The sequence below is a fragment of the Capnocytophaga cynodegmi genome (genome assembly GCF_002302475.1).
Taxonomy (GTDB): Bacteria; Bacteroidota; Bacteroidia; order Flavobacteriales; family Flavobacteriaceae; genus Capnocytophaga; species Capnocytophaga cynodegmi.
In genome coordinates this window covers 1123658-1146967 of the sequence record NZ_CP022378.1, presented here as the reverse complement: position 1 = coordinate 1146967, position 23310 = coordinate 1123658, and the positions used below count along the sequence as shown (strand labels likewise).

18 protein-coding genes and 2 pseudogenes are annotated in these 23310 nt (G+C 33.2%); 14 read left to right on the top strand and 6 right to left on the bottom strand.

What is annotated here, in order from left to right:
* The first annotated feature begins 17 nt into the window (after positions 1 to 17).
* From CGC48_RS05140 to CGC48_RS11970, 4 genes and pseudogenes are all read left to right on the top strand, one after another.
* Positions 18 to 587, top strand: coding sequence for a T6SS effector amidase Tae4 family protein (locus CGC48_RS05140; RefSeq protein ID WP_098028722.1), 570 nt, complete (start codon positions 18 to 20; stop codon positions 585 to 587).
* A complete protein-coding gene (locus CGC48_RS05135) occupies positions 572 to 952 on the top strand; it encodes a hypothetical protein (protein ID WP_098028721.1) in 381 nt (126 codons plus the stop codon). Before CGC48_RS05140 ends, CGC48_RS05135 begins: the two co-directional genes overlap by 16 nt.
* A 635-nt stretch (positions 953 to 1587) precedes the next feature.
* Positions 1588 to 1911, top strand: a complete 324-nt coding sequence (locus CGC48_RS05130; RefSeq protein ID WP_098028720.1) for a hypothetical protein — start codon at positions 1588 to 1590, stop codon at positions 1909 to 1911.
* A 79-nt stretch (positions 1912 to 1990) separates the two neighbouring features.
* Positions 1991 to 2816, top strand: a pseudogene (locus CGC48_RS11970) (IS982 family transposase).
* Between the two features lie 486 nt (positions 2817 to 3302).
* Here the strand turns inward: CGC48_RS11970 and CGC48_RS05115 are convergent.
* The 4 genes from CGC48_RS05115 to CGC48_RS05100 all read right to left on the bottom strand — a co-directional run bounded on the left by CGC48_RS05115 (position 3303) and on the right by CGC48_RS05100 (position 8482).
* Entirely contained in the window at positions 3303 to 4238 is a 936-nt protein-coding gene (locus tag CGC48_RS05115; RefSeq protein WP_157909870.1) for a hypothetical protein, read from the bottom strand.
* 346 nt (positions 4239 to 4584) lie between these two features.
* Positions 4585 to 6282 (bottom strand): lysine--tRNA ligase, encoded by a 1698-nt coding sequence (gene lysS, locus CGC48_RS05110; protein WP_098028717.1) that lies wholly within the window; start codon positions 6280 to 6282, stop codon positions 4585 to 4587.
* A gap of 156 nt (positions 6283 to 6438) precedes the next feature.
* A complete protein-coding gene (locus CGC48_RS05105; protein WP_098028716.1) occupies positions 6439 to 7689 on the bottom strand; it encodes a hemolysin family protein in 1251 nt (416 codons plus the stop codon).
* A gap of 118 nt (positions 7690 to 7807) precedes the next feature.
* Complete coding sequence (locus CGC48_RS05100) at positions 7808 to 8482, bottom strand: YceI family protein (protein WP_098028715.1); 675 nt, start codon at positions 8480 to 8482, stop codon at positions 7808 to 7810.
* Positions 8483 to 8770: 288 nt separating this feature from the next.
* Here CGC48_RS05100 and CGC48_RS05095 point away from each other — a divergent pair.
* From CGC48_RS05095 to CGC48_RS05065, 7 genes and pseudogenes are all read left to right on the top strand, one after another.
* A pseudogene (locus tag CGC48_RS05095) lies at positions 8771 to 9676 on the top strand (DUF6607 family protein).
* A 16-nt stretch (positions 9677 to 9692) separates the two neighbouring features.
* The gene (locus CGC48_RS05090) at positions 9693 to 12140 is read left to right on the top strand and encodes a TonB-dependent receptor (protein WP_232780565.1); all 2448 of its coding nucleotides are present in this window, start codon (positions 9693 to 9695) and stop codon (positions 12138 to 12140) included.
* 30 nt (positions 12141 to 12170) lie between these two features.
* Entirely contained in the window at positions 12171 to 12872 is a 702-nt protein-coding gene (locus CGC48_RS05085; RefSeq protein ID WP_098028714.1) for a DUF4198 domain-containing protein, read from the top strand.
* A gap of 70 nt (positions 12873 to 12942) precedes the next feature.
* Complete coding sequence (locus CGC48_RS05080) at positions 12943 to 14250, top strand: hypothetical protein (protein WP_098028713.1); 1308 nt, start codon at positions 12943 to 12945, stop codon at positions 14248 to 14250.
* A 113-nt stretch (positions 14251 to 14363) separates the two neighbouring features.
* On the top strand, positions 14364 to 15377 hold the full coding sequence (locus tag CGC48_RS05075; RefSeq protein ID WP_098028712.1) for a LacI family DNA-binding transcriptional regulator: 1014 nt from the start codon (positions 14364 to 14366) through the stop codon (positions 15375 to 15377).
* 60 nt (positions 15378 to 15437) lie between these two features.
* Entirely contained in the window at positions 15438 to 16004 is a 567-nt protein-coding gene (gene pth, locus CGC48_RS05070) for an aminoacyl-tRNA hydrolase (protein WP_041992846.1), read from the top strand.
* A gap of 8 nt (positions 16005 to 16012) precedes the next feature.
* Complete coding sequence (locus CGC48_RS05065) at positions 16013 to 16474, top strand: copper resistance protein CopD (protein WP_098028711.1); 462 nt, start codon at positions 16013 to 16015, stop codon at positions 16472 to 16474.
* 1 nt (position 16475) lies between these two features.
* Here CGC48_RS05065 and CGC48_RS05060 read toward each other — a convergent pair whose 3' ends face one another.
* The gene (locus tag CGC48_RS05060) at positions 16476 to 18539 is read right to left on the bottom strand and encodes a family 20 glycosylhydrolase (protein ID WP_098028710.1); all 2064 of its coding nucleotides are present in this window, start codon (positions 18537 to 18539) and stop codon (positions 16476 to 16478) included.
* Positions 18540 to 18676: 137 nt separating this feature from the next.
* Positions 18677 to 18907: a cyclic nucleotide-binding domain-containing protein gene (locus CGC48_RS05055; protein WP_232780564.1), complete on the bottom strand. Its 231-nt coding sequence runs from the start codon at positions 18905 to 18907 to the stop codon at positions 18677 to 18679.
* Between the two features lie 590 nt (positions 18908 to 19497).
* On the opposite strand from CGC48_RS05055, the gene CGC48_RS05050 reads away from it, so the two are divergent.
* From CGC48_RS05050 to CGC48_RS05040, 3 genes are read left to right on the top strand one after another with little or no spacing between them, the layout of a single operon-like run.
* Positions 19498 to 20973 (top strand): 3'-5' exonuclease, encoded by a 1476-nt coding sequence (locus tag CGC48_RS05050; RefSeq protein ID WP_098028709.1) that lies wholly within the window; start codon positions 19498 to 19500, stop codon positions 20971 to 20973.
* On the top strand, positions 20960 to 21679 hold the full coding sequence (locus CGC48_RS05045) for a DarT ssDNA thymidine ADP-ribosyltransferase family protein (protein ID WP_232780562.1): 720 nt from the start codon (positions 20960 to 20962) through the stop codon (positions 21677 to 21679). Before CGC48_RS05050 ends, CGC48_RS05045 begins: the two co-directional genes overlap by 14 nt.
* Positions 21679 to 23199: an ADP-ribosylglycohydrolase family protein gene (locus CGC48_RS05040; protein ID WP_098028707.1), complete on the top strand. Its 1521-nt coding sequence runs from the start codon at positions 21679 to 21681 to the stop codon at positions 23197 to 23199. The genes CGC48_RS05045 and CGC48_RS05040 overlap by 1 nt, the downstream gene beginning before the upstream one ends.
* Positions 23200 to 23310 lie beyond the last annotated feature (111 nt).

The window sequence follows — 23310 nt, the reverse complement described above, 5'->3', positions numbered from 1 at the left end:
CGGAATTGCTGACCATTTTGGTAGCACAATTAAAAGCAGACAAAAGAGAGGCTTTGCCTAATGAAAAAATAACGTGTCAGGTAACGAAACTTAATCAGAAACAAGTTGCTGAAAACGACAAAAAACGCATACAATGGGCAATAAAAATTGACGGCAAACAAGAAGTTTTAAAAGAAAAAGGCGAAAAGCTTGTTCTAACAATAAAAGAAGAATGGGCAGGAAAAGAGTTTATTGTGATGCCGTTTTTGGTAAAACCCGATGAAGAAAGGGTGAGTAAAAGGACGAGGGTAAAAGAAAAACTAATAAAAGAAATAGAAGAAAAGAAGAAATCTCTAAGTGAAGAGGACTGGAAAAAACTTCGTAAAATAAAAGGAATTATTTTATTTAGTATCTCTGGATGGTCAGATGCAGGAGGTCATATATCTCTTTGGGATGGAAAAAATATAATTTATGTAGGAGATGAAGATAATTATAACAACCCTATTAGCCAAAAATATTATTTTCATATGACAAAATACTTTGAAATAAAAGGAAAAAAGGATAAAATAGTACAAACAGATTCAATAAAATTATGGGAATTAAAATAAAAATACTAAGTTTAGTTTTTTTCATAACTAATATCATATTTGCTCAAAACACTGTAAAAGAGTTAAAAAGGTATGCTCTTTATAATTGTATTGTGCATAATTATCATTTGGTAGATAGTTTATGTGATACTCACGATTATACTTCATCTCATATATTTGAAGCAAAACAAATTTCTAATGAATTAATGGATGAGGTAAGAAACTTTACAATAGAGAATACCAAGGAATTTTATAAAGACCCACCTCCTGCTTTGCCATATGATGAGAAAGCCAATTATATTTGTTATCTCTGTGCTGATTTTTATGAGTCAAAGAAATTACACCGCTTTATAAAAAAATTAATAGATAAATATAAGAGAAAATAAAGCTTTATCAGATGAGTAATTATTGTTTTTCAAAATTATAGGTTCTAATAAAATTTTATCAGAAAGTTTGTTTTCAAGCAAGTATTAAAAGACAAATACACAAGTCCTAATGATACACTTATGGTAATAATTTTATAATTTTAAGGAAGCAAAATGTGCTGAATAGTTAGTAATACAAACAGATAAAATAAGTTTATGGGAACTCAAATAAAGAAGTTGTTTTTGTTATTTTCTTTGTCATTTTTTCCAATAATTCTTTTTGTCAAATAAACAACAATCCTGTTTTTTCATCCAAAGAGGAGATAGAATTATAAAAAAAATACGCATTATGCACTTGCTTATTAACAAACTATACAAAAGTAGACTCTACTTATGTCAGTAAAGATGTGTCTCGGTCTTTCATTTTTCAGGTAAACTCAATAGATTATATTCTTTTAGAAAACGTAAATGTTTATACCCAGAAAATAATAGCAGACTACTATAAACAACCAATAATAGAATCTTTATCAGGAAATTACATTTTTTGTATTGTATGGATTTCTATGAATCAAAAAAATTGGATAAGTTTATAAAGAGGATGTCAAAAAAAATCAGGAGACGTAGAGCAGAAAGCACAGAAAATTGATGGCAAAAAAATGGTTAATATATCAGGCAATTTAGAGGAGACTTCATCGGCTTATTATCATACCGCCCAAAGTGGAGATGTTATTATTCAAAGTGCTGATATTTCTAAATTTTTGGGCAAAGTAGATGCGAAAGTGAATAAAACAAGTTTTCAGAAACCAAGGTGTTTTATTGAAGATGTGAATGATAGAAAGAGGAAAAAAAGAGGAGGAAGAGCAAATAATAAAATGTTGTTTAACCTCAAAGAATGGGAAAATCTTGGAAGAAGTATGGGCAAATATACTTGTAGATTTACATTTGACTACACAAAATATGATAGGAAAAACCATAAATAACTCAACTTACTAGTTTGTAATAAAAAAGCAAAGCAAAAGTTTTGTAATTTTGTATTCACACGTAAAAAACACAATACCAATGCTTTGCAAGGACAAAATTACAGCTATTTTTTGTATTATCGATGATATTTTAAAAGAAATTAACCACAAAGAGGATAAACGCCGTAAAGTAAGTGACAGTGAAGTTGTTATCACAGCTTTGATAGCTGCTCAAAGTTTTTATGGGAATCATAGTTCAGCAATAAAATTTGTTAAATATTTTGGATTGATTTCCAATATGTTAAATAAGAGTAGATTTAATAGAAGACTCCATAAATTAGGAGGAATACTCTTTGAAATATTTGAATTTATAAGCTCTTATTTTAAAGAAATATGTTGCGAAATGGAGTATATTATTGACTCATTTTCCGTTAAAATGTGTAAAAATATTCGTATAAGTCGGTCAAAAATAGTCAAAGGTAAGCAATAGCGAGGTTATACAGTAAGTATGAAATCCTATTTCTATGGAATTAAAGTTCAGTTGATTACAACAAAGAGAGGAGTTCCTTTTGCTTTTCATTTTACCACTGGTAAAGTAGCTGATGTGAAGGCTTTGAACAAAATATTAGATAAATTTTCGCCAGAATCTTCTTTATACGGAGATAGTGCCTATACAGCTTATGATTTGGAAGATGAATTCTTAGAAAAATATGGTGTTTTTTTAAAAACTCAGCGAAAGAAAAATAGTAAAAGACCTGATAGTAAAGAAGATATCAAAAAGAAAACTCAAATGCGAAAACGTATAGAAGTTACAATTAGCGACATTAAAAAGATGTTTCCTAAAGATACACGCTGTTACATTAGCTGGATTTTTATTAAAAGTAACTATGTATATATTTTCAAATCAAGTAAATAGAATAACATAAACTAGCAAGTTGAATTAATTATTTAATGTTTTATATTGATAAATTAGTTCATTTTCTTTTCTATGGACTTCATTTTGTCTCCTACAGGGTTCATTTTCTTTTCTACAGAGTTAATATTTCTTCCTACGAGATTAATTTTGTCTTCTACGGGAATTATTTTGTTCCCTACGAGGTTAATATTGACTTCTATAGAGGTTATTTTCTTTCCTATTAAAGTTATTTTGATAAAAAAATGAATGTTTGATTTATTGAAATAGCAATGTAAATTATTTGATTGTAAAGGTAAGAAAAAACATTTATATCTGAATATGTATGGGTGAAAAACTTTTTGCCCTTGTTGAAAAATAGGAGTATTTTGTAAAAAAAGGCGAATACAATTCGCCTTTGCAAGATTGGTTTTATTTTTAGGTGAATAACTTTTTTGCTTTTTTAGTTTTTTGATAAAAGAAAGAGACATATTTTATTATGTCTCTTCTTTATATTTATTTAGTAATAGGTAATTTCAACAGTACTTTCTTGAACTACTTTATCATTTTCTTTATGAACTCTCTTTATTTTTATAGGATATCTCTTATCATTATATTGATAGGTATAATCAACACTTTCTACCTCAGTGCGTTTGGGTTCTGTTAGTTTTTCTTTGATTCGTTTTTCAGAAATTACATTATTTTTTGCTGATATTGGGTCAATAAAAAGGGTTGGACTACTTGGCATATCCAGTTGATAGTATAAATGATTGTTTTTGTCATCATATTGATACTCAATGGTCTCTTTTGAACTTTCATCAACTCTCACAGTTTTTATTATTCTTTTTTGTGTATCAAACGTGTGTGTATTGTTGCGTACTTTTGCATATTCTATTCCGTTAGTAACTATGGAGAAATGCTCAATTTCTTGTATTTCTGTAGCCGAAGGATATACAAATTTGGTTACTTGTGGAAATTTTAAATCAGAATCTTTTCGATTGTATTGAATTTCAGTTAATCTATCATTCGTGTACTTATATGTTACGGTTTTAGATTCTTGAGCATTATCATTCTCTTCAATTTCTTCAACCAATTTTCCACCAGCATAATTGTAAGTTGTTTTGTTTTCTATTTTGTTTTTTTTAGTATCTAAATGTGTAAGAGTTTTTAGCAGATTATTCTCGTAGGTCATAGTATTTTCGTAACCATCTACCTTTTCATTGTCTTCAAACATAGTAAAAACCTCAGCCAAAAGTTTCCCATTTTCCATTTTAGCTTCTATAACTTCGACAACTGATACTTCGGCACCAGAGTCGTTATTACTTTTGAAAGAGGTTGTTACTTTTTTAGGAAATAGAATCTCCTGTGTGTTGGGTTGTTCATTTATGTTATTGTTATCCTTTGAACAACTAATAATTAGCACAGCAATTAGTGCTGAAAAAATAATTCGTTTCATATATTTGTGATTTTTCATTATAGCGATGCGAACATAATGAATAAAGCTCTAAATATTGAACTAATGAAAGGTTAAATAATCGTTATTTTTATTTATATGTTGCTTTATTTTGTATTCCCAGTACTTGATTTTCTTTCCCAAAGGATTAAAATACTTTTAACTATTTGTGTGATATGGGTTTAGGTTATAAAGTCGAGTGAAAATATTGATATTCGGATACGTAGTAGCAAAAGATTTCTCTCCCTCTTTGATGGATACGTTTACTTCACAAAAAAGATGACACGTAATTGCCTTATGTTATTGTGTGTTATATGAAAGTAAGGGCGAAAAATCTTTCGCCCTTATGTTATACTAATTTCACCAATAAATTATCGTCTTGTTTCTCAACGGAAGCTACCTTTTTGCTGGTCAGTCCTTTGATGGTTTTATCCCATTTTTTGTTGGATAGTCCCGATTGGGTTTTTAACTCTTCCAACGGAAGTGTTTCCGCCTTTTGGAGGATTTCAAACACCATTTTTTCGTCTTCGTTTAACTCTACTGTCTGTGTGGCTTTCGCTTCAGGCTTCATTTGTGGGAAGAAAAGTACTTCTTGTATGCTTTCGTTGTTGGTGAGGAACATTATGAGTCTGTCCATTCCGATTCCTAAGCCTGATGTTGGTGGCATACCAAATTCCAACGCTCGTAAAAAGTCTTGGTCGATGAACATTGCCTCGTCATCGCCTCGCTCGGAAAGTGCCATTTGTGCCTCGAAACGTTCGCGTTGGTCGATGGGGTCATTCAACTCGGAATACGCATTGGCGATTTCTTTTCCGCAGACCATCAGCTCGAAACGCTCGGTCAGATTGGGGTCGTTGCGATGTTCTTTGGTCAGTGGCGACATTTCTTTCGGATAATCCGTGATAAATGTAGGTTGAATGAAATTTCCTTCGCATTTCTCACCGAAAATCTCGTCTATTAGTTTGCCTTTGCCCATTGTGTCATCAACCTCAATCCCAATAGATTTAGCAAAATCGAATAATTCTTTTTCAGTTTTTCCTGTGATGTCAAACCCTGTGAACTTTTGAATGGCTTCGGTCATTGTAACTCGCGGATATGGAGCTTTAAAATCAATCTCGTGCTTTCCGAAAGTGGCTTTGGTTGAACCATTTACGGCAATAGCACAATGCTCCAACAATTGTTCGGTAAACTCCATCATCCAATGATAGTCTTTATATGCCACATAAATTTCCATTGCGGTAAATTCAGGGTTGTGAGTTCTGTCCATTCCTTCGTTTCGGAAGTTTTTCGAGAACTCGTACACGCCGTCAAATCCTCCCACGATAAGTCTTTTCAGATACAATTCGTTGGCAATTCGCATATAAAGCGGAATGTCGAGCGAGTTGTGGTGTGTGATAAACGGACGTGCTGCCGCTCCCCCCGGAATGGATTGCAAAACAGGTGTTTCCACTTCCATATAACCACGTTCGTTAAAAAATTGACGCATCGCATTGAAAAGTTTGGTACGTTTGATAAACACCTCTTTCACCTGAGGATTTACCACCAAGTCCACGTAACGCATACGATAGCGAAGCTCGGGGTCGGTGAAGGCATCAAAGGTATTTCCATCGGCATCGGTTTTAGGAAGCGGCAACGGACGAAGTACCTTGCTCAGTAGTTTGAAGTTTTTTACCCGAACTGATTTTTCGCCTACTTGTGTAAGGAAAAGTTCGCCCTCCACACCGATGAAATCACCCAAGTCGAGCAATTTTTTAAATACTTCATTGTAAAGGGTTTTGTCTTCGTCAGGACAAATTTCATCACGATTGATATAGAGCTGTACGCGTCCTTGGCTGTCTTGTAATGAAGCAAAAGAGGCTTTCCCTTGAATACGGACAGACATTAGTCGCCCCGCCAAAGTTACCTTCTTTCCCTCTTGAAAATCCGATTTTACATCGGCAGAAGTTGTATCAACAGGGTACAATTCCGCTGGATACGGATTGATACCCAATTCTTTTAATTTATCAAGTTTTTCTCTACGAATTATCTCTTGTTCTGATAGTTGCATATAATTATATCTATTTTTTAAACTGCAAAAATAAGGATTTTTTAGGAAATAGATTTGATTTAAAACGGATTAAATATGTACGATTAAAAAATCGTTTGAAATTTGAAGTCAGAAGTATGAATTTTTCTTACTTTATGGAAGAAATAAATAAAAATATTAACTATTGATTACAAATAACTTTACCCTTTCGATTTTTGTTTCAGAACATTCTTCAATAAAAAAGTTGAAAGAAGGAATTGATACAATTTCTCCTTGTGAAGGGATTCCTTCGTTGGAAGAAACTATCAATCCGCCGAGAGTTTCGTATTCCTCACTTTCGGGTAGATTCAAATTGTAGGTTTCATTGATATACTCTACTTCTAACCGAGCTGAAAAAACGTATTCTGTATCTGAAATTTTTTCCTCCACGAAATCATCTTTATCGTGTTCGTCTTCGATCTCTCCGAAAAGCTCTTCTACAATGTCTTCTAAAGTTAGCATTCCCGATGTTCCGCCGTATTCATCAAGCACCACAGCCATACTTTTTCGTTTGCGAGTGAGCATATTTAACACCTCGTGAATGAGCATAGTTTCAGGAATATAAGGAATCGGGATTAAAATACTTTTGATATCTTTTGGTTTTTTGAACATATCAAAAGTGTGTACATATCCTACAATGTCGTCAATATTTTCGTTGTAAACCAGTATTTTAGAAAATCCAGAAGAAACGAAAGAATGGATTAATTCCTCCGGTTTCTCGTTGATGTCTACAGCGATAATTTCAGTTCGAGGAACCATAATATCACGTGCTTTCACACTCGAAAACTCCAAAGCATTCTGAAAAATTTGTATTTCAGCATCAACATCTTCTTTTTTTGATGCGTTTTCCATTTGTTCGGAAATATAGTCGCCTAATTCTACCTTTGTGAATGATAGCGGAACGTTATCTCCTTTGGTTTTGAAAAATATTTTAAGGATGAAATCAGAAATCCAAATGATGAAATTAGAAATAGGAGAGAATAGCCAATAGAAAAAATATGCGGGAACTGCCAATATTTTCAATAGTTGATTTGCATAGATTTGGAAAAATACCTTTGGCATAAACTCCGCTGTTATAAGAATGATTAGTGTGGAGATTATGGTATGCCACACAACGTTTCGGAAAAAAGGAGGTAGCACACTTGTCATTATTTTCCCCATTTCAAAACCATATATAACCAATGCTATATTGTTGCCTACCAGTACTGTAGCAATGAGTTTTGATGGCTTTCGTGTAATTTTGGTTAAAATGTTAGCCATAAAGCCACCTTGTTTCTTCTGAATTTCGATATGCACTTTATTGGAAGATACGTATGCAATTTCAAATCCTGAAAAAAAAGCAGACAAAATGAGAGTTATGATTATAATAGCGATAGAAAATGTGTCCATAGTAGCAAACGGAACAATCGGTTTTTAATTGTTCAGAAAAGTTGACGCAAATATATAAAAAAATAAGGAGTGAAAAAATAACTTCTCCACTCCTTGAATTTTAAACTATCAATATTGATTATTTTGTAGCTTTCACTTTAACAACAAGTTCCATTTCGTCGTTAATGAATTTGTCTTTCAAATCATCAAAAACTGATTTTGAAGCGTAATTAACTCCGAAATCTACACGATTGATTTTGAAAGAGTTTGATGCGATATTTACTTCAGCATCTGTAACTGTAACTGTAGCTGGGAAAGAAACTTCTTTTGTTACCCCTTTGATCGTCAAATCTCCTACCATATTTGTACCATCAAATGATTTGAATACAAATGTAGCTGTAGGGAATTTTTTTACGTTAAAGAAGTGGTCTTCAGCATCTTCTTTTCCAGTTCCTTTCAAGTGATTTTCCAAATCTTCTTTTCCATCACCAGATGCCAAATCCAAAACAGCGATTGTATTCATATCAATTACAAATTCTCCTTTAGTAATTGATTGATCTTTAACGCTAACACCACCTCCAGTAACATTTACAGTACCATTGTGTTTTCCTACAGGTTTTGAACCAACCCACTCAACAACAGAAGAAGACGCAACTTTGTAGTCGAACTTTCCAGCTTCTTCTTTCATTTCAGTAGAAGTCATTTGTTCTGTTGCAATATTCTCATTTGCAGAATTTTGTTGGTTATTAGTGTTTTTGCAACTTGTTAATGTAATAGCAGCGATTACTACTGCACTTAATACAATTTTCTTCATAAGTAAACAGAGTTTATTAATTAATAATTTGCAAAACTATAGCATTAATTCAAAACAATGAGTTAAATAAATGTTAAATAAAGAGATTGAATTATTACTTACGTTTGTCTTTTGTTCTTTTAAAATAGCCTATGAGATTTATTTACAATTAATTATATGTTTTGTATATAGATTTCGTAGTTTACAAATAATACTTTTTCTAAAATTATTATTTATATGTATTCTAAATAAAAATAAAGTACTATATTTGCCCCAAGTTTAGTCTAAAATACTTAATATTCGAAAGATATGAAAAGATTATTTGTTGTTTTATGTGTGATTTCTTTTTTAGCAGAAGTTAAGGCTCAAAACAAGAAAGATGTTGAAGCCATAAAAAGTATGTGTGGCTGTTACGAGGTAACTTTTCGGTATGCAGAAACCTTTCAGTATGGTGCTGATTCTACATATGTACCTTCAAAATCAAGTCGTTCCAAAGCTTTGGAATGGGTAGAACTTATAGAGGACAACAAAAAGAAACTCGTTTTGCAACATTTGCTTGTAGTGGGAAAAAGAGATAAACAGCACGTTATCAAGCATTGGCGACAAGATTGGATTTATCAAAACACTGACCTTTTAAAATATATAAAAGACAATGAATGGAGCAGTTATTCCTTGCCCAAATCGGCAGTGAAAGGACAATGGACTCAAAAAGTCTATCAAGTAGATGACAGCCCACGTTACGAACAAACCGCTACTTGGGTGCACGTGGACGGCAAAAGTTTTTGGGAAAGTGAAGCAGATGCCCCTATGCCACGACGCGAACAAGAAATCCGAAACGATTATAACGTGCTTTTAAGACGTAACCGACACGAAATCACCAATTACGGTTGATTGCATCAACAAGATAACGATAAAGTTTTACGTCGAGATGATAAAGACGATTTGGTCATTGCACAAGAACGAGGCTACAATACTTACAAAAAAGTAGCTGAGGAAAAATGTAAGGCAGCTCAAGAATTCTGGCAAGAAAATAAAGAAAAATGGGCTTTGGTTCGCAATCGTTGGGAGAAGGCTTTTGAGCAAAAAGGAAATCTCAAAGTACAGGAAAAAATAGATGGAAAAACTCTGTACGAACATCTTTTAAATGAAGAAGAATATAAAACCCAAGAACAAATCAATGCCATAATGGATGCTTACATAAGTACCAATAAATAGTTGTTATACATTCGCTATGAAAAATACTCAATTACATTTTTTAATTCTTTTATTTTCTTATTTAATATTTTCTTTTACAGGGTTATATGCTCAACAAACACCACATAAGGGAACACTATCTGGTATAGTAACCTATACTGATGGAACACCTGCTGATATGGTTACTATTTTTATCAAAAGTATTAATAAATATACCTATACCAATGAGCAAGGAATTTTTAAAATAGAAGATTTATCCATAGGAAAAAATTATGAAATTGAAGTAAAAACTTTTGGTAACGAAAGTGTTAAAACCAAAGTTCACTTTACAAAAAACCTTCAGCAAGTTACCATAAAATTAAAAAATAACGAGGGTATTTCACTTAGCGAAGTAGCTGTTTCAGGAAGTAGCAAAGGCAAACGAGCCAAAGAACAAGGTTACGCAATGAACGTTATTGACACTAAAGAAGCATTGTTGCAAAATATTCAAACTACAGAGCTTTTGGGGCGTTCGGCGGGGATTAAAATCCGTCAGTCAGCAGGAATGGGTTCAGATATTTCTTTCAATCTGAATGGTTTATCAGGAAATTCAGTGCGTATTTTCATTGATGGCATTCCGATTCGTAATTACGGACGTTCGTTTTCACTTAGCAGTATTCCTCCCTCAATGATTGAACGTATTGAGGTTTATAAAGGGGTTTTACCATCAGAACTCTCTGAAGATGCTTTGGGCGGAGGGATTAATGTTGTTTTGAAAAAAGAAATGAATAATTCACTTACCACATCATATTCGTACGGGGCGTTCAATACGCATCAATGGGACTTAAACGGCACCTACCGTGATAAAAAGTCTGGCTTTACAGCAAATTTATCTTCTTTTTATAATTATACTGATAACGATTACAAAGTATGGGGTGAAACCATTTATGTTACCGATAACATTACGGGTGAATATACTCACGTAAAAGCCAGGCGTTTCCACGATAAATACTATTCGTCAGGTATCAAATCAAACTTTGGTTTTATACGCAAAAAATGGGCAGATGAATTTCTTCTTGGGTTTATGTTTTCGGAAACTGATAAAGACATACAAACAGGTGCTACGATGCAAGTGGTTTATGGTAATCGCCGAACGGAGTACAATAGCAGTATGGCAAGTCTGCAATATAAGAAAAACGATTTTCTCCTTAAGGGGTTGGACGTGAGTACATTTACTACATATTCAAAAACTAATCGGCAAGTAATCGATACAGTACCTTATATATACACTTGGGAAGGTAAAAGAGCCATCGGGCGTAATGGAAAAGAACTTACTTGGCAACAAGGTGCTGAGGCGGGGGCTCCTACTTTGGCAATGAATGATGAACGCAATCTTGCCAATCGTTCCAATATTCATTATCATTTTCATAAGAATCACGTTGTGGGAGTAAGTTATTTTTTAGGAGCTTTTACTCGTGACATTGATGATGCAATGTTACCGCAACATATTCGTAATCGACTTGACCAGCGTAAATACAATAAGCAAATTATCGGATTTAATTACGATTTGAATGGGTTTGATAATAAATTAAAAGCCTCGTTATTCTATAAATTATACTATCAGAAGGTATACTTGACAGAGTTTAACGCCATTCGAAGACCTAACGGAAATGTTGAAGAACAAACCACTATACACGACCGAAAAATAAATGACAAAGGGTACGGATTTTCACTTTCGTATGCAGTTACTCCTAAAATAATGATTTCAGCTTCTGCTGAAAAGGCTATCCGATTGCCAGGTAGTACCGAACTTTTAGGCAATACCAGTGAGGGCGTTAATACAAATCTCTCATTAAAACCCGAATACAGCAATAATGCTAATTTGGGACTTACATTAAGCGGTTTTACTTTTGGAAAGCACGAAATAGGAGGAGAAGTAAATCTTTTTGTGCGTGATATACGTGATATGATTTTGCGTGGAGTGCCTCGCCCTAGCGATGATTTCTTCCGATTTGAAAACTTAGGGAAAGTAATTAGTAAGGGAGTAGATGCAGAATTTCGTTACAATTGGGATAAATGTCTTTTTCTTAACGCTAACGTTTCTTACACAAATGCTTTATTTAATTTGGAATACGACCCCAATACAGGTTTGAAATACGCACATTACCGAAGTCGATTACGTAATACGCCCTATTTTACAGCCAATTTCAATGCCGAATATTTGTTTAATAGTTTGATTCAGAAGAAATCACGGTTAACAATTAATTACAATTTTGGCTACACACACGAATTTTTCAAAGAATGGGAAGTATATGGAGCGGTAGGCAAAGCTATCATTCCATCGCAACCCTTGCACGATGTAGGGCTTACATACACCTTTCCAAACCAAAAATGGACATTAGCATTTAACGCTAAAAATATTTTTGATACCCAAGTGTTTGATAATTATGCACTACAAAAACCAGGGCGTTCCATCTTTGGGAAACTAACATTTTCTGTATTCTAAAAAAGTGAATCACCAAAAACCGAAATAACAATGAAAAAACAGCTTTTAAACATACTGCTATTTTTAATAGGTTGCTTAACGACATACGCTCACACCGTATGGATAGAAACCGAAACTAACGGAAAATTGAACAAACCCCATCAAGTAAAAGTCTTCTTCGGAGAGCCTGATAGCCCTACCTTTACTGAAAAATGGTTTTCGGACATTAAAGATTTGGAGCTATTGCTCATATATCCGTCAGGGAAAAAAGAGGTTTTGAGCAAAACTCAAAAAGAAAGTCATTATCTGGCATCGTTTATTCCTTCTGAAAAAGGCATCTACACGCTTTCGGTAAAGCATCTGGTAAAAGATGTATTCAAGGAGATGAAAATTGCTTATCAGTCGGTAGCATTTGTAAGTGTTGGCACGAAAGAAGTCTCAGAACTTACCTTGGGAGAATTGCCCTTGCAGCTTTCTTTTGATACTTCGGTAGTTAAAACAAACGGAACAAAGATTTTTAAAATGCTCAAAGAAGGTAATATTGCTGCGAAAGAGCGTGTTAGTATCACTTCCGAAAATGGCTGGGCAATGGTATATCGTACCGATAGCAACGGAAGGATTAAATTCAATCCGCTTTGGAAAGGAAATTATCTGCTTGAGTTTTCGTGGTCAAACAAAGAAGAGGGCGACCACAATGGGAAATCATACAAAACGAATTATCAAACCATCAACTATTTAATTAAAGTGAAGTAATTCGAACTTTTGGAAAAACGATACGTTTTACGACATATGAAAAATAACTAAATACTAAATAATCAATATAATGAAAAACAGAAATTTAACATCAAAAATGATAGCCTTAGCAGTTGTTGGGGCAGGATTATTGACAACAAGTTGCAAAAAAGATGAGGTGGATACACCTACTATTGACCCCAACGCGGGAGCCGTTTTCCACGTAGGGTATGGAGTGGGGTATTCAGGTACTGCAAGTGCTTATTTAATGCCTTTAACCAATTTGAAGGAGGGAAATTTATCTTTTGAAGGGCAAGGAAAAGCTTTTGAAAAAGCAAGAACACATCGTTTGTATGCCTCTTCCGATGGGAAATTTTTATACGATTTGGAGTATGGCAATGGGAAAATTGTTAAATACTCATTATCAGGAGATAAAAATCTATACAGAGAAGAAAAACCACTTGATATTTCAAAATCAATAGGGACTCACCCACGTTGGCGAGTGATAGACGACAAAAATGCACTACTTTTTGATGTTGTCCCAAAACATAAAGATAAAACCCCAAGCCGAAATACTTCTACTTTACGTATTGTACACATTTCGTTACCTGACTTAACTTTAGGTGAAGTGAAAGAGGTAGATCTTCCAGCGGGTATCTCATCTGACAAACTACCCGATGCACACATTTGGCGTGTAGATAATGCTATTATCCATAATGGAAAAGCTTACATTGGTACTGCTGTTCAAGGATATGATAAAGAAACTGGAAAAATTATTCCTACTCGTGTGTATGGTACTGGTGAAAGTTTGATTTCGCATCCTGCTACCACTTTAGTTTTAGATTTTCCTTCATTTGAAAATCCGAAGTTGGTACACTCAGAACTTGCCAATGGTGAAAACTATGGTTATCGAGCTCCTTCATTCTTTACTGATGAAGCTGGTGATGTGTATAATATTACTATGGAAGATTCTCATATATTAAAAATGAATCCTAATACAGGAGAATACGATAATACCTATAAATTTGATTTGGCTTCTAAGTTAGGACTTACCAAAATAGGTGGAACAGGTATTTTTTATGCTGGTAAAGGGATTGCTTACCTACCATACTATGATGCCGCTATCGGTTCAAAAGCTAATGAGGCAACGTGGGGAGTGGCTCGTGTGGATTTAAAAGCTAAAACCGTTATTAAAATGAATTTACCTGAAAAACTTTGGTTACAATACTATCAGTCGGCTAAATTAGGAAAAGATGGTAAACTTTATATGGCTATTTGTCCTACCAAAGGTACGGGGAATATTTATATTTTTGACCCAACCAAAGCTGATCCTAATGGATTTGAAAAAGGAGCTACACTTCAAGTTTCAGGAGAAGGTTTCTATATGGGAGTGTATTAAGATTTTTGTACAATGAAAAAGCAAAAGACTATCACTTTCTGATAGTCTTTTGCTTTTTCAAAAAAAAGTTATAGTTTTACGGGATAATTCTCAAGAAAGATTAAGTTCCCCTTATGAAAAGGAAAATCACCATAAAGGATATTGCAAAAGAGTTGGATGTGAGTGTATCGACTGTTTCTAAGGCGATTAACAATAGCAGTGAAATTAGTGAAGAAACCAAACAACGGGTTAGGGCATTGGTAGAGTTACACGATTACAGACCCAATAGTATTGCATTAAGTCTGAAAAGTAAAAAATCCAAAACCATTGCCATTGTTATTCCCGAAATTGCACACGATTTTTTTTCGATGGTGGTAAAAGGTATTGAAAGCGTAACAAATGAGAAGGGATACAAAATTGTAGCTTGTTTTTCAAACGAATTGCTCGAACAAGAAGTAAAAAATATTGAAACTTTGGTACAGACAGGTGTAGACGGATTTATTGTGGCTCTTTCCAAAGAAACACAACAGAAGAAAGACTACCGACATTTGCGTGAAGTTCTCAATCAGGAAATTTCTTTGGTTTTGATTGACCGTGTGGCTCAGGATATTTATTGTGACAAAGTAATTGTAGATGATGCAATGGCATCGTATAAGGCTGTTAATCACTTGATAAATAGTGGATATCATCGTATTGGAATATTAACCGTTCCCGATTACATTAGCGTCGGGAATTTGCGTACACAAGGATATAAAAACGCACTACAAGATGCAAACATACAAGTTGATGAGAATCTTATTTTAGCCATTGAGGATATTCATTCCGATGAAGTGATTTCTAATTTTTTTGACACACATCAGTTTGACGCTCTGTTGTGTAGCAATGAGTTTTTAGCCGTAAAGGCTTTACGACAAGCCCACGATAGAAAAATTAAAGTACCTGAAGAGCTGGGAATTATTACTTTTGCAGATGGATTTTTAGCAAAAAATTCATATCCCAAACTTACAGCAATTGACCAACACGGAATAGAGATTGGCAAAAAAGCTGCAGAGCTTCTTATCGAAAGAACTGAGAGTAAGGATAAGGAGCGTAATTATCGAACAGAAATTATAAAAACCTCATTAGTAGTCAGAGAATCAACAAAATAATAAGCGTATAAATATTCTGAGTGTTTTCAGAATCATTTATTTTTTTGAAGTTTAGAGCAAATGAAGAAATATTTAATAGCAGGATTAGGAAATATTGGGTTAGAATACAGAAATACACGTCATAATATTGGGTTTAAAGTAGTTGACCATTTGGCAGAAAAACACAATGTCACATTTACTACACAAAAGTTGGGCGACATAGCCGAATTAAAACATAAAGGACGTACATTCATATTACTAAAACCTTCTACATATATGAATCTCAGCGGAAAGGCAGTTCGTTATTGGTTGGAAAAAGAAAAAATTCCTGTTGAAAATTTGTTGGTTGTCACTGACGATTTGAATTTAGCTTTTGGAACAATTCGTATCAAATCTAAAGGAAGTGATGGAGGACATAATGGGCTTAAGGACATTCAGTTACAGCTTGGAACTACAACGTATGCGCGTTTTCGTTTTGGTATAAGTAATGACTTCGCCAAAGGGAAACAGGTTGATTATGTATTAGGGCAATGGACTGAAGATGAGGAAAAACTACTCACTGAACGTTTGGAAAAAAGTGCTGAAGCAGTACTTTCCTTTGGCTTGGCAGGAATTAACATTACGATGAACAGTTTTAATAATAAATAATTTACACTATGGCTTTACATCATATTTATCTTATAATTCATCTCCTTACTGCAGCTATTTGGGTAGGAGGGCATTTGATACTTGTTATTGGATTTTTACCCAAAGCTTTGAAAAACAATGATTTCAGCTATATCCAAAAATTTGAAAAAACATACGAACCTATTGGTATGCCTTCTCTTTTGTTATTGGTTATTACAGGAATTTTAATGGCTTACAATTTTGGTTCGGGGATTGGAACTTGGTTTTCATTTTCATCTTCCATAGAAACAGTCGTGTCACTAAAAATCACCTGTTTGCTAATATCAGTCTGCTTTGCCATAAGTGCTCAAACTCGTGTATTACCACAATTGCGTAAAGGTAATATCAAAAAATTACCTGAAATGGCATTCCATATCATCTCCGTAACTACTTTGGGAGTGATAATGGTTATTTTAGGAAGTTTTGTCCGCTATGGAGGAATTAATCTATAAGTTATAACTTAATAACTTTCACATTTTTAATTTTTCCTTGAAAACTTTTTTGGTTTGAACTTCCGATGTATTGCAATGGAAAAACAAGCGTTTGCTGAATGTAAATTTTATTTTTTCCGTTGTTAGTACTATGTGTTTTTCCCTCTAATCGTTCGGATTGTTTGCCATTGACGTAAAGTGATGTTCCTTTGTAATCGCCTGAAATTCCGAGTTCGTACCATTTTTCAAAATCGAATTTTTCTGCGAAATAGTAAGTATATCCGTCACGACTGAAACCTATTTGGAACTGATTGCCTTCTTTTTTTATAATAACTTTGCTGTCTCGCCCTTCAAAAAGAATTGCATCATCAATCGTTTTTGGGTTCAAAAATAGATTAAAATCCACACGATAATCGTATCCAATTTCTAAAATAGGTGTTTTGATAAAACTTTCTTTCGATTTGAAAACTAAAGAGTTATCTTTCTTGCTTATGCCGATTTTATTTCGTTGTAGTTCGTTATATCCGTTTTCGGACAAATCTTTTTCTTTCTTGCTGTTGAGGGCATAATGCATCACCAAATTAGTTTTGGAAGCCACTTTTCCGCTTAAATTAACATGTGGAGCTTCTCCCATTCGGTCAGAAAGTTTTTTGAAAGTATCGAAATTGACAGAAGTGTTTCTTTTCCACATTTTCTCTGACAATACTTTTACCGCAGGAAGGGTGCGAATATGCACATCTTGCTGACTGATACCATTACCGCAGTGGTCATTCCATACGGCGAACATTCCGCCAAGAAGCCCTTTTGTTCCTTCTGGAAGCGTTTCTTTCCGATTAACTTTTTCGGGTGTCCATTCTTCATAAAGCCATTTTTCATCAAGAAAATCACGATAATATCCCGCTGCAGGTACAATATAAAGCCACGTATCGCAGGTGGAAATGAGTTTGTAGCCCTCTTTGAGTGAAAGTTCAGGGTCAACCCAATCGTACGACCAAGCATTTACTACTACATTTTCCGAATGTACGGGCGTTTCGCCTTTAAGCCAACGCAATCCGCCCCACATACGCACGTTTTTGCCTAATTTTTGAATGTATTTGAGGTATCTGTCGGTAAATTCACGATATTTTTCCGATTCGCCTTTGTCATATTCGTCCGTCCCGATGTGAACGTCAGCACCCACAAAAACAGGATTTTCTCCACTCAAATATTCAGCATAAAGAGCATTGACAAACTTGTAAGTTTCAGGATTATACAAATCCAAATGGTCTTTGCCGTATTTGTCACTTCCTATTTCAGGTTTGTAATGCGTAAAAGCCAGTGAATGAGCAGGTACGTCGATTTCAGGAATTACATTAACGCCGTAAAGCATTCCCATTTTTTGCAAATCGCGAAATTCATCTTTAGTATAATGTCCGTCTTTGGCAGCAAGTCCGGGGAAAACATCACTTTGCAGACGAAAAGCCGAATAGGTTTTGTCCCAATCATCATTATAAAAAACCTTGAAGCCATTGTCGTTCAGGTGAATTTGAAATTCGTTGATTTTGTAGTACGACAGAATTTTGATGTAATCTCTCAGATAATCAATAGTGAAGAATTTACGCCCAACATCGAGCATAAATCCACGATGAGAATACATCGGAAAATCATTAATTATTCCTTTTGGAAGAAGATTTCCGCCATTTTCGAGCATCTGCAAAAGTGTTCGAGTTGCCCAAAAGATGCCTTTTGTGCTTGAAGCAGTTACGATAATATTTTCATCGATATTGATACGGTAACCTTCTTCAGGGATTGCTGTTTCGCTACTCAACGTAAAGAAAATAGATTGAGGTTTTGCCTGAGCAAGAGTTACTGCTGTTTTAAAATTGTAAAGGCTTTGTAAGTCATTGGAAAATACAGAAATATAACTTTCTAATTGTGGGAAATTTTTATCTACTATAAGTGGTGTATTTTCAGAAAAAGTAAAATACCCTGTTTTTCCTTCCCATTGCTGAATTGAGGGGATTACTTGCGGAGCCGAATTGGTTTGAGCCTTTAAACTTATAGCTACTAACAAGCTAAAAATCAACAATATTTTTTGTAGTTTCATAAGACATTTTTTGGTTGATGAGCCACAAAGTTAATAAATTGTTACTACAGAAGCAAGAATCAATTAGATTTGTTGTTCAAGTCTTTTCTTTTAGGAATCAATATTAAATGAAGAGTGTGAAGCAGATTTAAAATATCCTAAATCTGTTCCGTGATAAAAGAATCCAATGCTGTGATTACATCATTCTCGTACCCAAACCTTAGTATTTTGTCTTCATTTTCGGTAAAAAATCCGATTTTCAAACTCCCTTCTTTCACAAGATAAATATGCGTGTCTTTCGTATCGGGCGTTTTTAAAAACGCTCCTCTTGGGATTACGATTTCCTTTTCCTTGGAAAAGTTTTCCGTAAAAATCGTATGGAGATTCATTTTTCGATTAGCTATTTTTTTGCAAAGGTATCAAGTTTCGAATGGTTTTGGAATCAAGAGATTAAATATTTCAGTATGTAACAAAAACACTTTACTTTTGCTGAAACCTCAATTTCACAGATTATAACGATGGAAAAATTTATCAATTATATACAAATTCTTAGTTGCGAAATGCTTTGTAATGCCCTCAGATTTGGAAGATTTTTTCTCTTTAAAATCGTTGGAGAAAGGCGAAATTTTACTATCAATGGGAGGTATTGTAAATATTATTATTTTGTTAATCAAGATTGCTAAAAAAATGTATATATTTGCAAAAAAAATAGCATAAAGATAAAGAAATAGTTTTTTAATTAACATAACGATATAACCAGCTTCCGGCTTTTATTCTCACCAAAAAAATCCGCCATTTTTTTAAAACAAACGAAAATAAGCTCACGGAGGTTCACGCGTATAGCGTGGACTTTTTGTTCCTTATTTGTGTGTTGGGTTCTTGGTGGAGCCTTTTGGTAAATAAGCAACAACGAAACAGCTATGTTTTTTTATTTGCTTATCTTTGAATGATTTGCTGTGCCGAAAATCAACGAAAAAGTATGGCAATAAAACCAATTAAACTCACAGGCGAACAGAAAAAAGTATTGTTCCTTCCTACAACAGAACCTATTCAGATAAAAGGTGTTGCAGGTAGTGGAAAAACTACTGTAGCTCTTTACCGAGCGAAACATTTGATAGATACACATTCTGATTTATTTTTAGAAACCAAAGTTGCTATTTTTACTTACAATAAGACTTTGGTAAAATACTTAAAATCATTGGCTCCTTTCGTTTCGGGAGGTTATCAAAAAGATTCTGATGAAATTAACCCGACAAAGCCAAAAGGGTTAGACATTTTTATTACCAATTTTCATAGTTGGGCTTATCGTTTTATAGAAAGTAATGATATTTCTTTAAGAGGAAGATTGATTGATAAAAACACGCAGCAATTTGTAATTAATGACTTAAAATCAAAATATTCAGATTACAATATTTCCAACAAATCTGATGACTTTTTTATTGAAGAAATCTCTTGGATGAAAGGAAAGATATTTAAAACAAGAGAAGAATATTTAGAAGCAAAACGAATAGGTCGAGGAACAAACGATAGGATTACAAAAGCTGATAAGGAAATCATTTGGGAAATATTCAGTGAATATAATATTTATCTCAAAAACAACAATTTGGTTGATTTTGACGATTACGCTTTGATTAGTTTAGATATTATTGAAAATAATCCAAATTTTATAAAGCCTTTCTCTCATATTGTTGTAGATGAAGCACAAGATTTGAATAAAGCTCAAATTCTTGTTATAACCAAATTGGTTGCTGACGAGACTAAAAGTATTTCCATTTTGGCAGATGCCGCACAACGAATTTACAAAAGTGGTTTTAGCTGGAGTGAAGTTGGATTGAATGTACGTGGAGGTAGAACAATTGAATTTAAGAAAAACTATAGAAACACAGTACAAATTATAAAAGCAGCTCTCTCATTATTGGAAAAAGAAGATGATAAGAGTGAGTTTACAACTGTTGAGGCTGCACGAAAAGGGGAAAGTAAACCTATACTCGGCTATTTTAGTAACTGGAATGAACAATGTGATTTTATTCTAAAAGAGCTTAAACAAATAGCAATTGATGATGATTTAAGTTCAACTGCAATTCTACACAGAAGGAATGGAGGTTTAAACCAAATAACCTATTTTTTACAACAAAATGGCTATAATTCTCAAATTATTACAAAAGCAGAAGATATAAGTTTTAAAGATAATATATTAAAAGTTTGCACTCTTTCATCTGTAAAAGGATTGGAATTTGACAATGTTTTTATTATAAACCTTGATGAAAATGTTATCCCTCATCCACAAGGTTTTGTTGATGAAGATGATGATTTTCATATATCAACAGAAAGAAGGTTGCTTTATACATCTATGACAAGAGCAAGAGAAAAACTATACTTATTATCTTGTAGCAAACCTACTCGTTATCTTTCAGAAATCAATAAAGAATATGTTGAAATAATTGATAAAAGGTGAACATTTTTATTTTATTTTTAAAACTATGGAAACAAAATCAAATTTTATAGAATTTCAGAAGGAAATTAGACAGAGAAAAATTGAATATTTAATTCATTTTACTCCAACGATTAATTTGCTAAGTATTTATGAGCAAGGTAATTTATTATCAAGAAAATTATTAGAACAATTCGATATTGAGCAAACAGATATATTTGATTATATAGAATTTACTGACGAAATAAGATTTGATGATAAGAATTACATCAATCTTTCTATTCAACACCCGAATTCATTTTTATTCAACAGATTTCAGCGAAAAACATCACATATGCCCCATATTCAGTGGTGTGTAATAAAGATAAATTCTAAATACATATACCATCAGGATACTTTATTTTCTGTTACAAATGCAGCAAATAGTTATAACAAAAGGCACATAGGAATTACAGGTGATATTGAAAAATTTAAAAAAATGTTTGATGAGCAAATTCAAGTTGTAACTTCTTATAATTCAAGGGTAGTATCAAGAAATGGATTATTAACAAAATATCCAACAGATGAACAAGCAGAAGTTTTGGTAAAAAATGAAATTCCCATTTCAGATTTTTTGCAAATTTGTTTTAGAAACGAAAATGAATTAAATAGTACAAAAGCGGCATTATCAGGGTTTAATACCGAAAACTTTATTGTTGATGAATCGCTTTTTAAAAGTGTTAGAAAATAATGAATGCGATATCAAAATATAAAGGAAGTATTAAATTATCAGCTATAGGAGATGCCTTAGGTTGGATAACTGAATTTGAAAGAAATACAACTTCATTAAGAGAAAAATATGGTGTTGAAAGGATTGAAAAATTCTATACTTGGAAAAAGTATGTTGGAGGTCGATTTTACGGATATTTAGATAACATAAAAGAGGGATCATATTCCGACGACACGCAATTACTATTGTCTGTTGCAAGAAGTATAGAAAAAAATGGAAATGTAAATCAAGATTATTTTGCGAAAATAGAACTTGCAAATTGGCTTGAATATGCAAGAGGTGGTGGAAGAACAGTAAAAACAGCAGCTGAAAAAATTCAAAGAAAATCAGTAAAATGGTTTTCAAACTTTTACAAATTCAAGGTTAATGGTGAAAGCTACGATTATAGACAGAGTGGAGCTAATGGTGCCGCTATGAGGGTGTTACCTATTGCATTGGCAAATTTGGGAGATACTAATAAAATCAAAGAAGAAATATTTTGTAATAGCATTGTTACACACGGACATCCAAGAGCTATTTTAGGAGCTATGCTTTATGGATATGCCATTAATAAAATCATCACATTAGATCCTAAAGATTTCAGTTGGGAAAATTATTTGACTCATATAGGAAAAAATTTCCCAGAAAAATTTGCTCTTACTTTTCTAGACAAATATGAAATAAAAGAATGGCTAAATGAATGGAATAAATCAAGTGAAGAACCTTTTGAAAAAATATATTCCGAAACTCTAATTGAAACTCAAAATTATTTGAGACTTATTTATCAGCAAATTAAACAAGATACTTCCGTATTTGATACACTGACAAAGTTAGGGTGTTATGCACCTGAGACAAAAGGCTCTGGTACTTCTACTGTTCTTGCAGGAATTTATCTTACTTTAAAATATCATAATAACCCATTACAAGCTGTTATAGAAGGGGTTAATTCTCTTGGAACTGATACTGATAGTATTACTGCCTTTACAGGTGGTTTAATTGGTGCTTTGCACGGACAGCAAATTATTCCTTCAAAATGGAAAAATGTACAAGATGAATCCTATTTAAATACAATTTCAGAAAGACTTTTAGCGATTTCAGAAGATAGATATATAGAACAAATAACACAAGACTTTCCTAGTATTAAAAATATAAATGATATAAAAAACGATAATTTACAAATTTCTGATGAAGTACATTTTATTCCATTAGGAAAGGGAAAGATAGTATCCATTGATAGACAAGACACCCTAACAAAAGGAAAATACAATGTAATAATTGAAATCATTTTTGAAAGTAATCAGAGTATTATTATCTCAAAACTATTTAATTATTCTAATGAAAACTCCCAAAAAGACACTGATTATAAAGGTGATATACTAAAATTAGCAAAGAAAAAGCTAAATCCTAAAACCTTTACTCTATTTAAAAAATACATTGAGAATAAAAGTATAGATAATTCTTTGATAAAAATTCTACAATTGATTATTGAAAATAAAGAATAACCTCCCTTTCAACACAAACTTTTAAAAATCAAAAAAAGGAGCAACACCTCAAAACTTGATGTCGCTCCATTGAATCGTTTTTACTTGGTTGAAAGTCTCTTTAAAGCCGTT

Bases quoted from the DNA above. Each gene is read 5' to 3' on its own strand.
- CGC48_RS05055 (WP_232780564.1), bottom strand. From the start codon at position 18,907: ATGAATCTCCATACGATTTTTACGGAAAACTTTTCCAAGGAAAAGGAA.
- CGC48_RS05135 (WP_098028721.1), top strand. From the start codon at position 572: ATGGGAATTAAAATAAAAATACTAAGTTTAGTTTTTTTCATAACTAAT.
- CGC48_RS05105 (WP_098028716.1), bottom strand. From the start codon at position 7,689: ATGGACACATTTTCTATCGCTATTATAATCATAACTCTCATTTTGTCT.
- CGC48_RS05130 (WP_098028720.1), top strand. From the start codon at position 1,588: ATGGTTAATATATCAGGCAATTTAGAGGAGACTTCATCGGCTTATTAT.
- CGC48_RS05085 (WP_098028714.1), top strand. From the start codon at position 12,171: ATGAAAAAACAGCTTTTAAACATACTGCTATTTTTAATAGGTTGCTTA.
- CGC48_RS05060 (WP_098028710.1), bottom strand. From the start codon at position 18,539: ATGAAACTACAAAAAATATTGTTGATTTTTAGCTTGTTAGTAGCTATA.
- CGC48_RS05065 (WP_098028711.1), top strand. From the start codon at position 16,013: ATGGCTTTACATCATATTTATCTTATAATTCATCTCCTTACTGCAGCT.
- CGC48_RS05080 (WP_098028713.1), top strand. From the start codon at position 12,943: ATGAAAAACAGAAATTTAACATCAAAAATGATAGCCTTAGCAGTTGTT.
- CGC48_RS05090 (WP_232780565.1), top strand. From the start codon at position 9,693: ATGAAAAATACTCAATTACATTTTTTAATTCTTTTATTTTCTTATTTA.
- CGC48_RS05075 (WP_098028712.1), top strand. From the start codon at position 14,364: ATGAAAAGGAAAATCACCATAAAGGATATTGCAAAAGAGTTGGATGTG.
- CGC48_RS05050 (WP_098028709.1), top strand. From the start codon at position 19,498: ATGGCAATAAAACCAATTAAACTCACAGGCGAACAGAAAAAAGTATTG.
- CGC48_RS05100 (WP_098028715.1), bottom strand. From the start codon at position 8,482: ATGAAGAAAATTGTATTAAGTGCAGTAGTAATCGCTGCTATTACATTA.
- lysS (WP_098028717.1), bottom strand. From the start codon at position 6,282: ATGCAACTATCAGAACAAGAGATAATTCGTAGAGAAAAACTTGATAAA.
- CGC48_RS05115 (WP_157909870.1), bottom strand. From the start codon at position 4,238: ATGAAACGAATTATTTTTTCAGCACTAATTGCTGTGCTAATTATTAGT.
- pth (WP_041992846.1), top strand. From the start codon at position 15,438: ATGAAGAAATATTTAATAGCAGGATTAGGAAATATTGGGTTAGAATAC.
- CGC48_RS05040 (WP_098028707.1), top strand. From the start codon at position 21,679: ATGAATGCGATATCAAAATATAAAGGAAGTATTAAATTATCAGCTATA.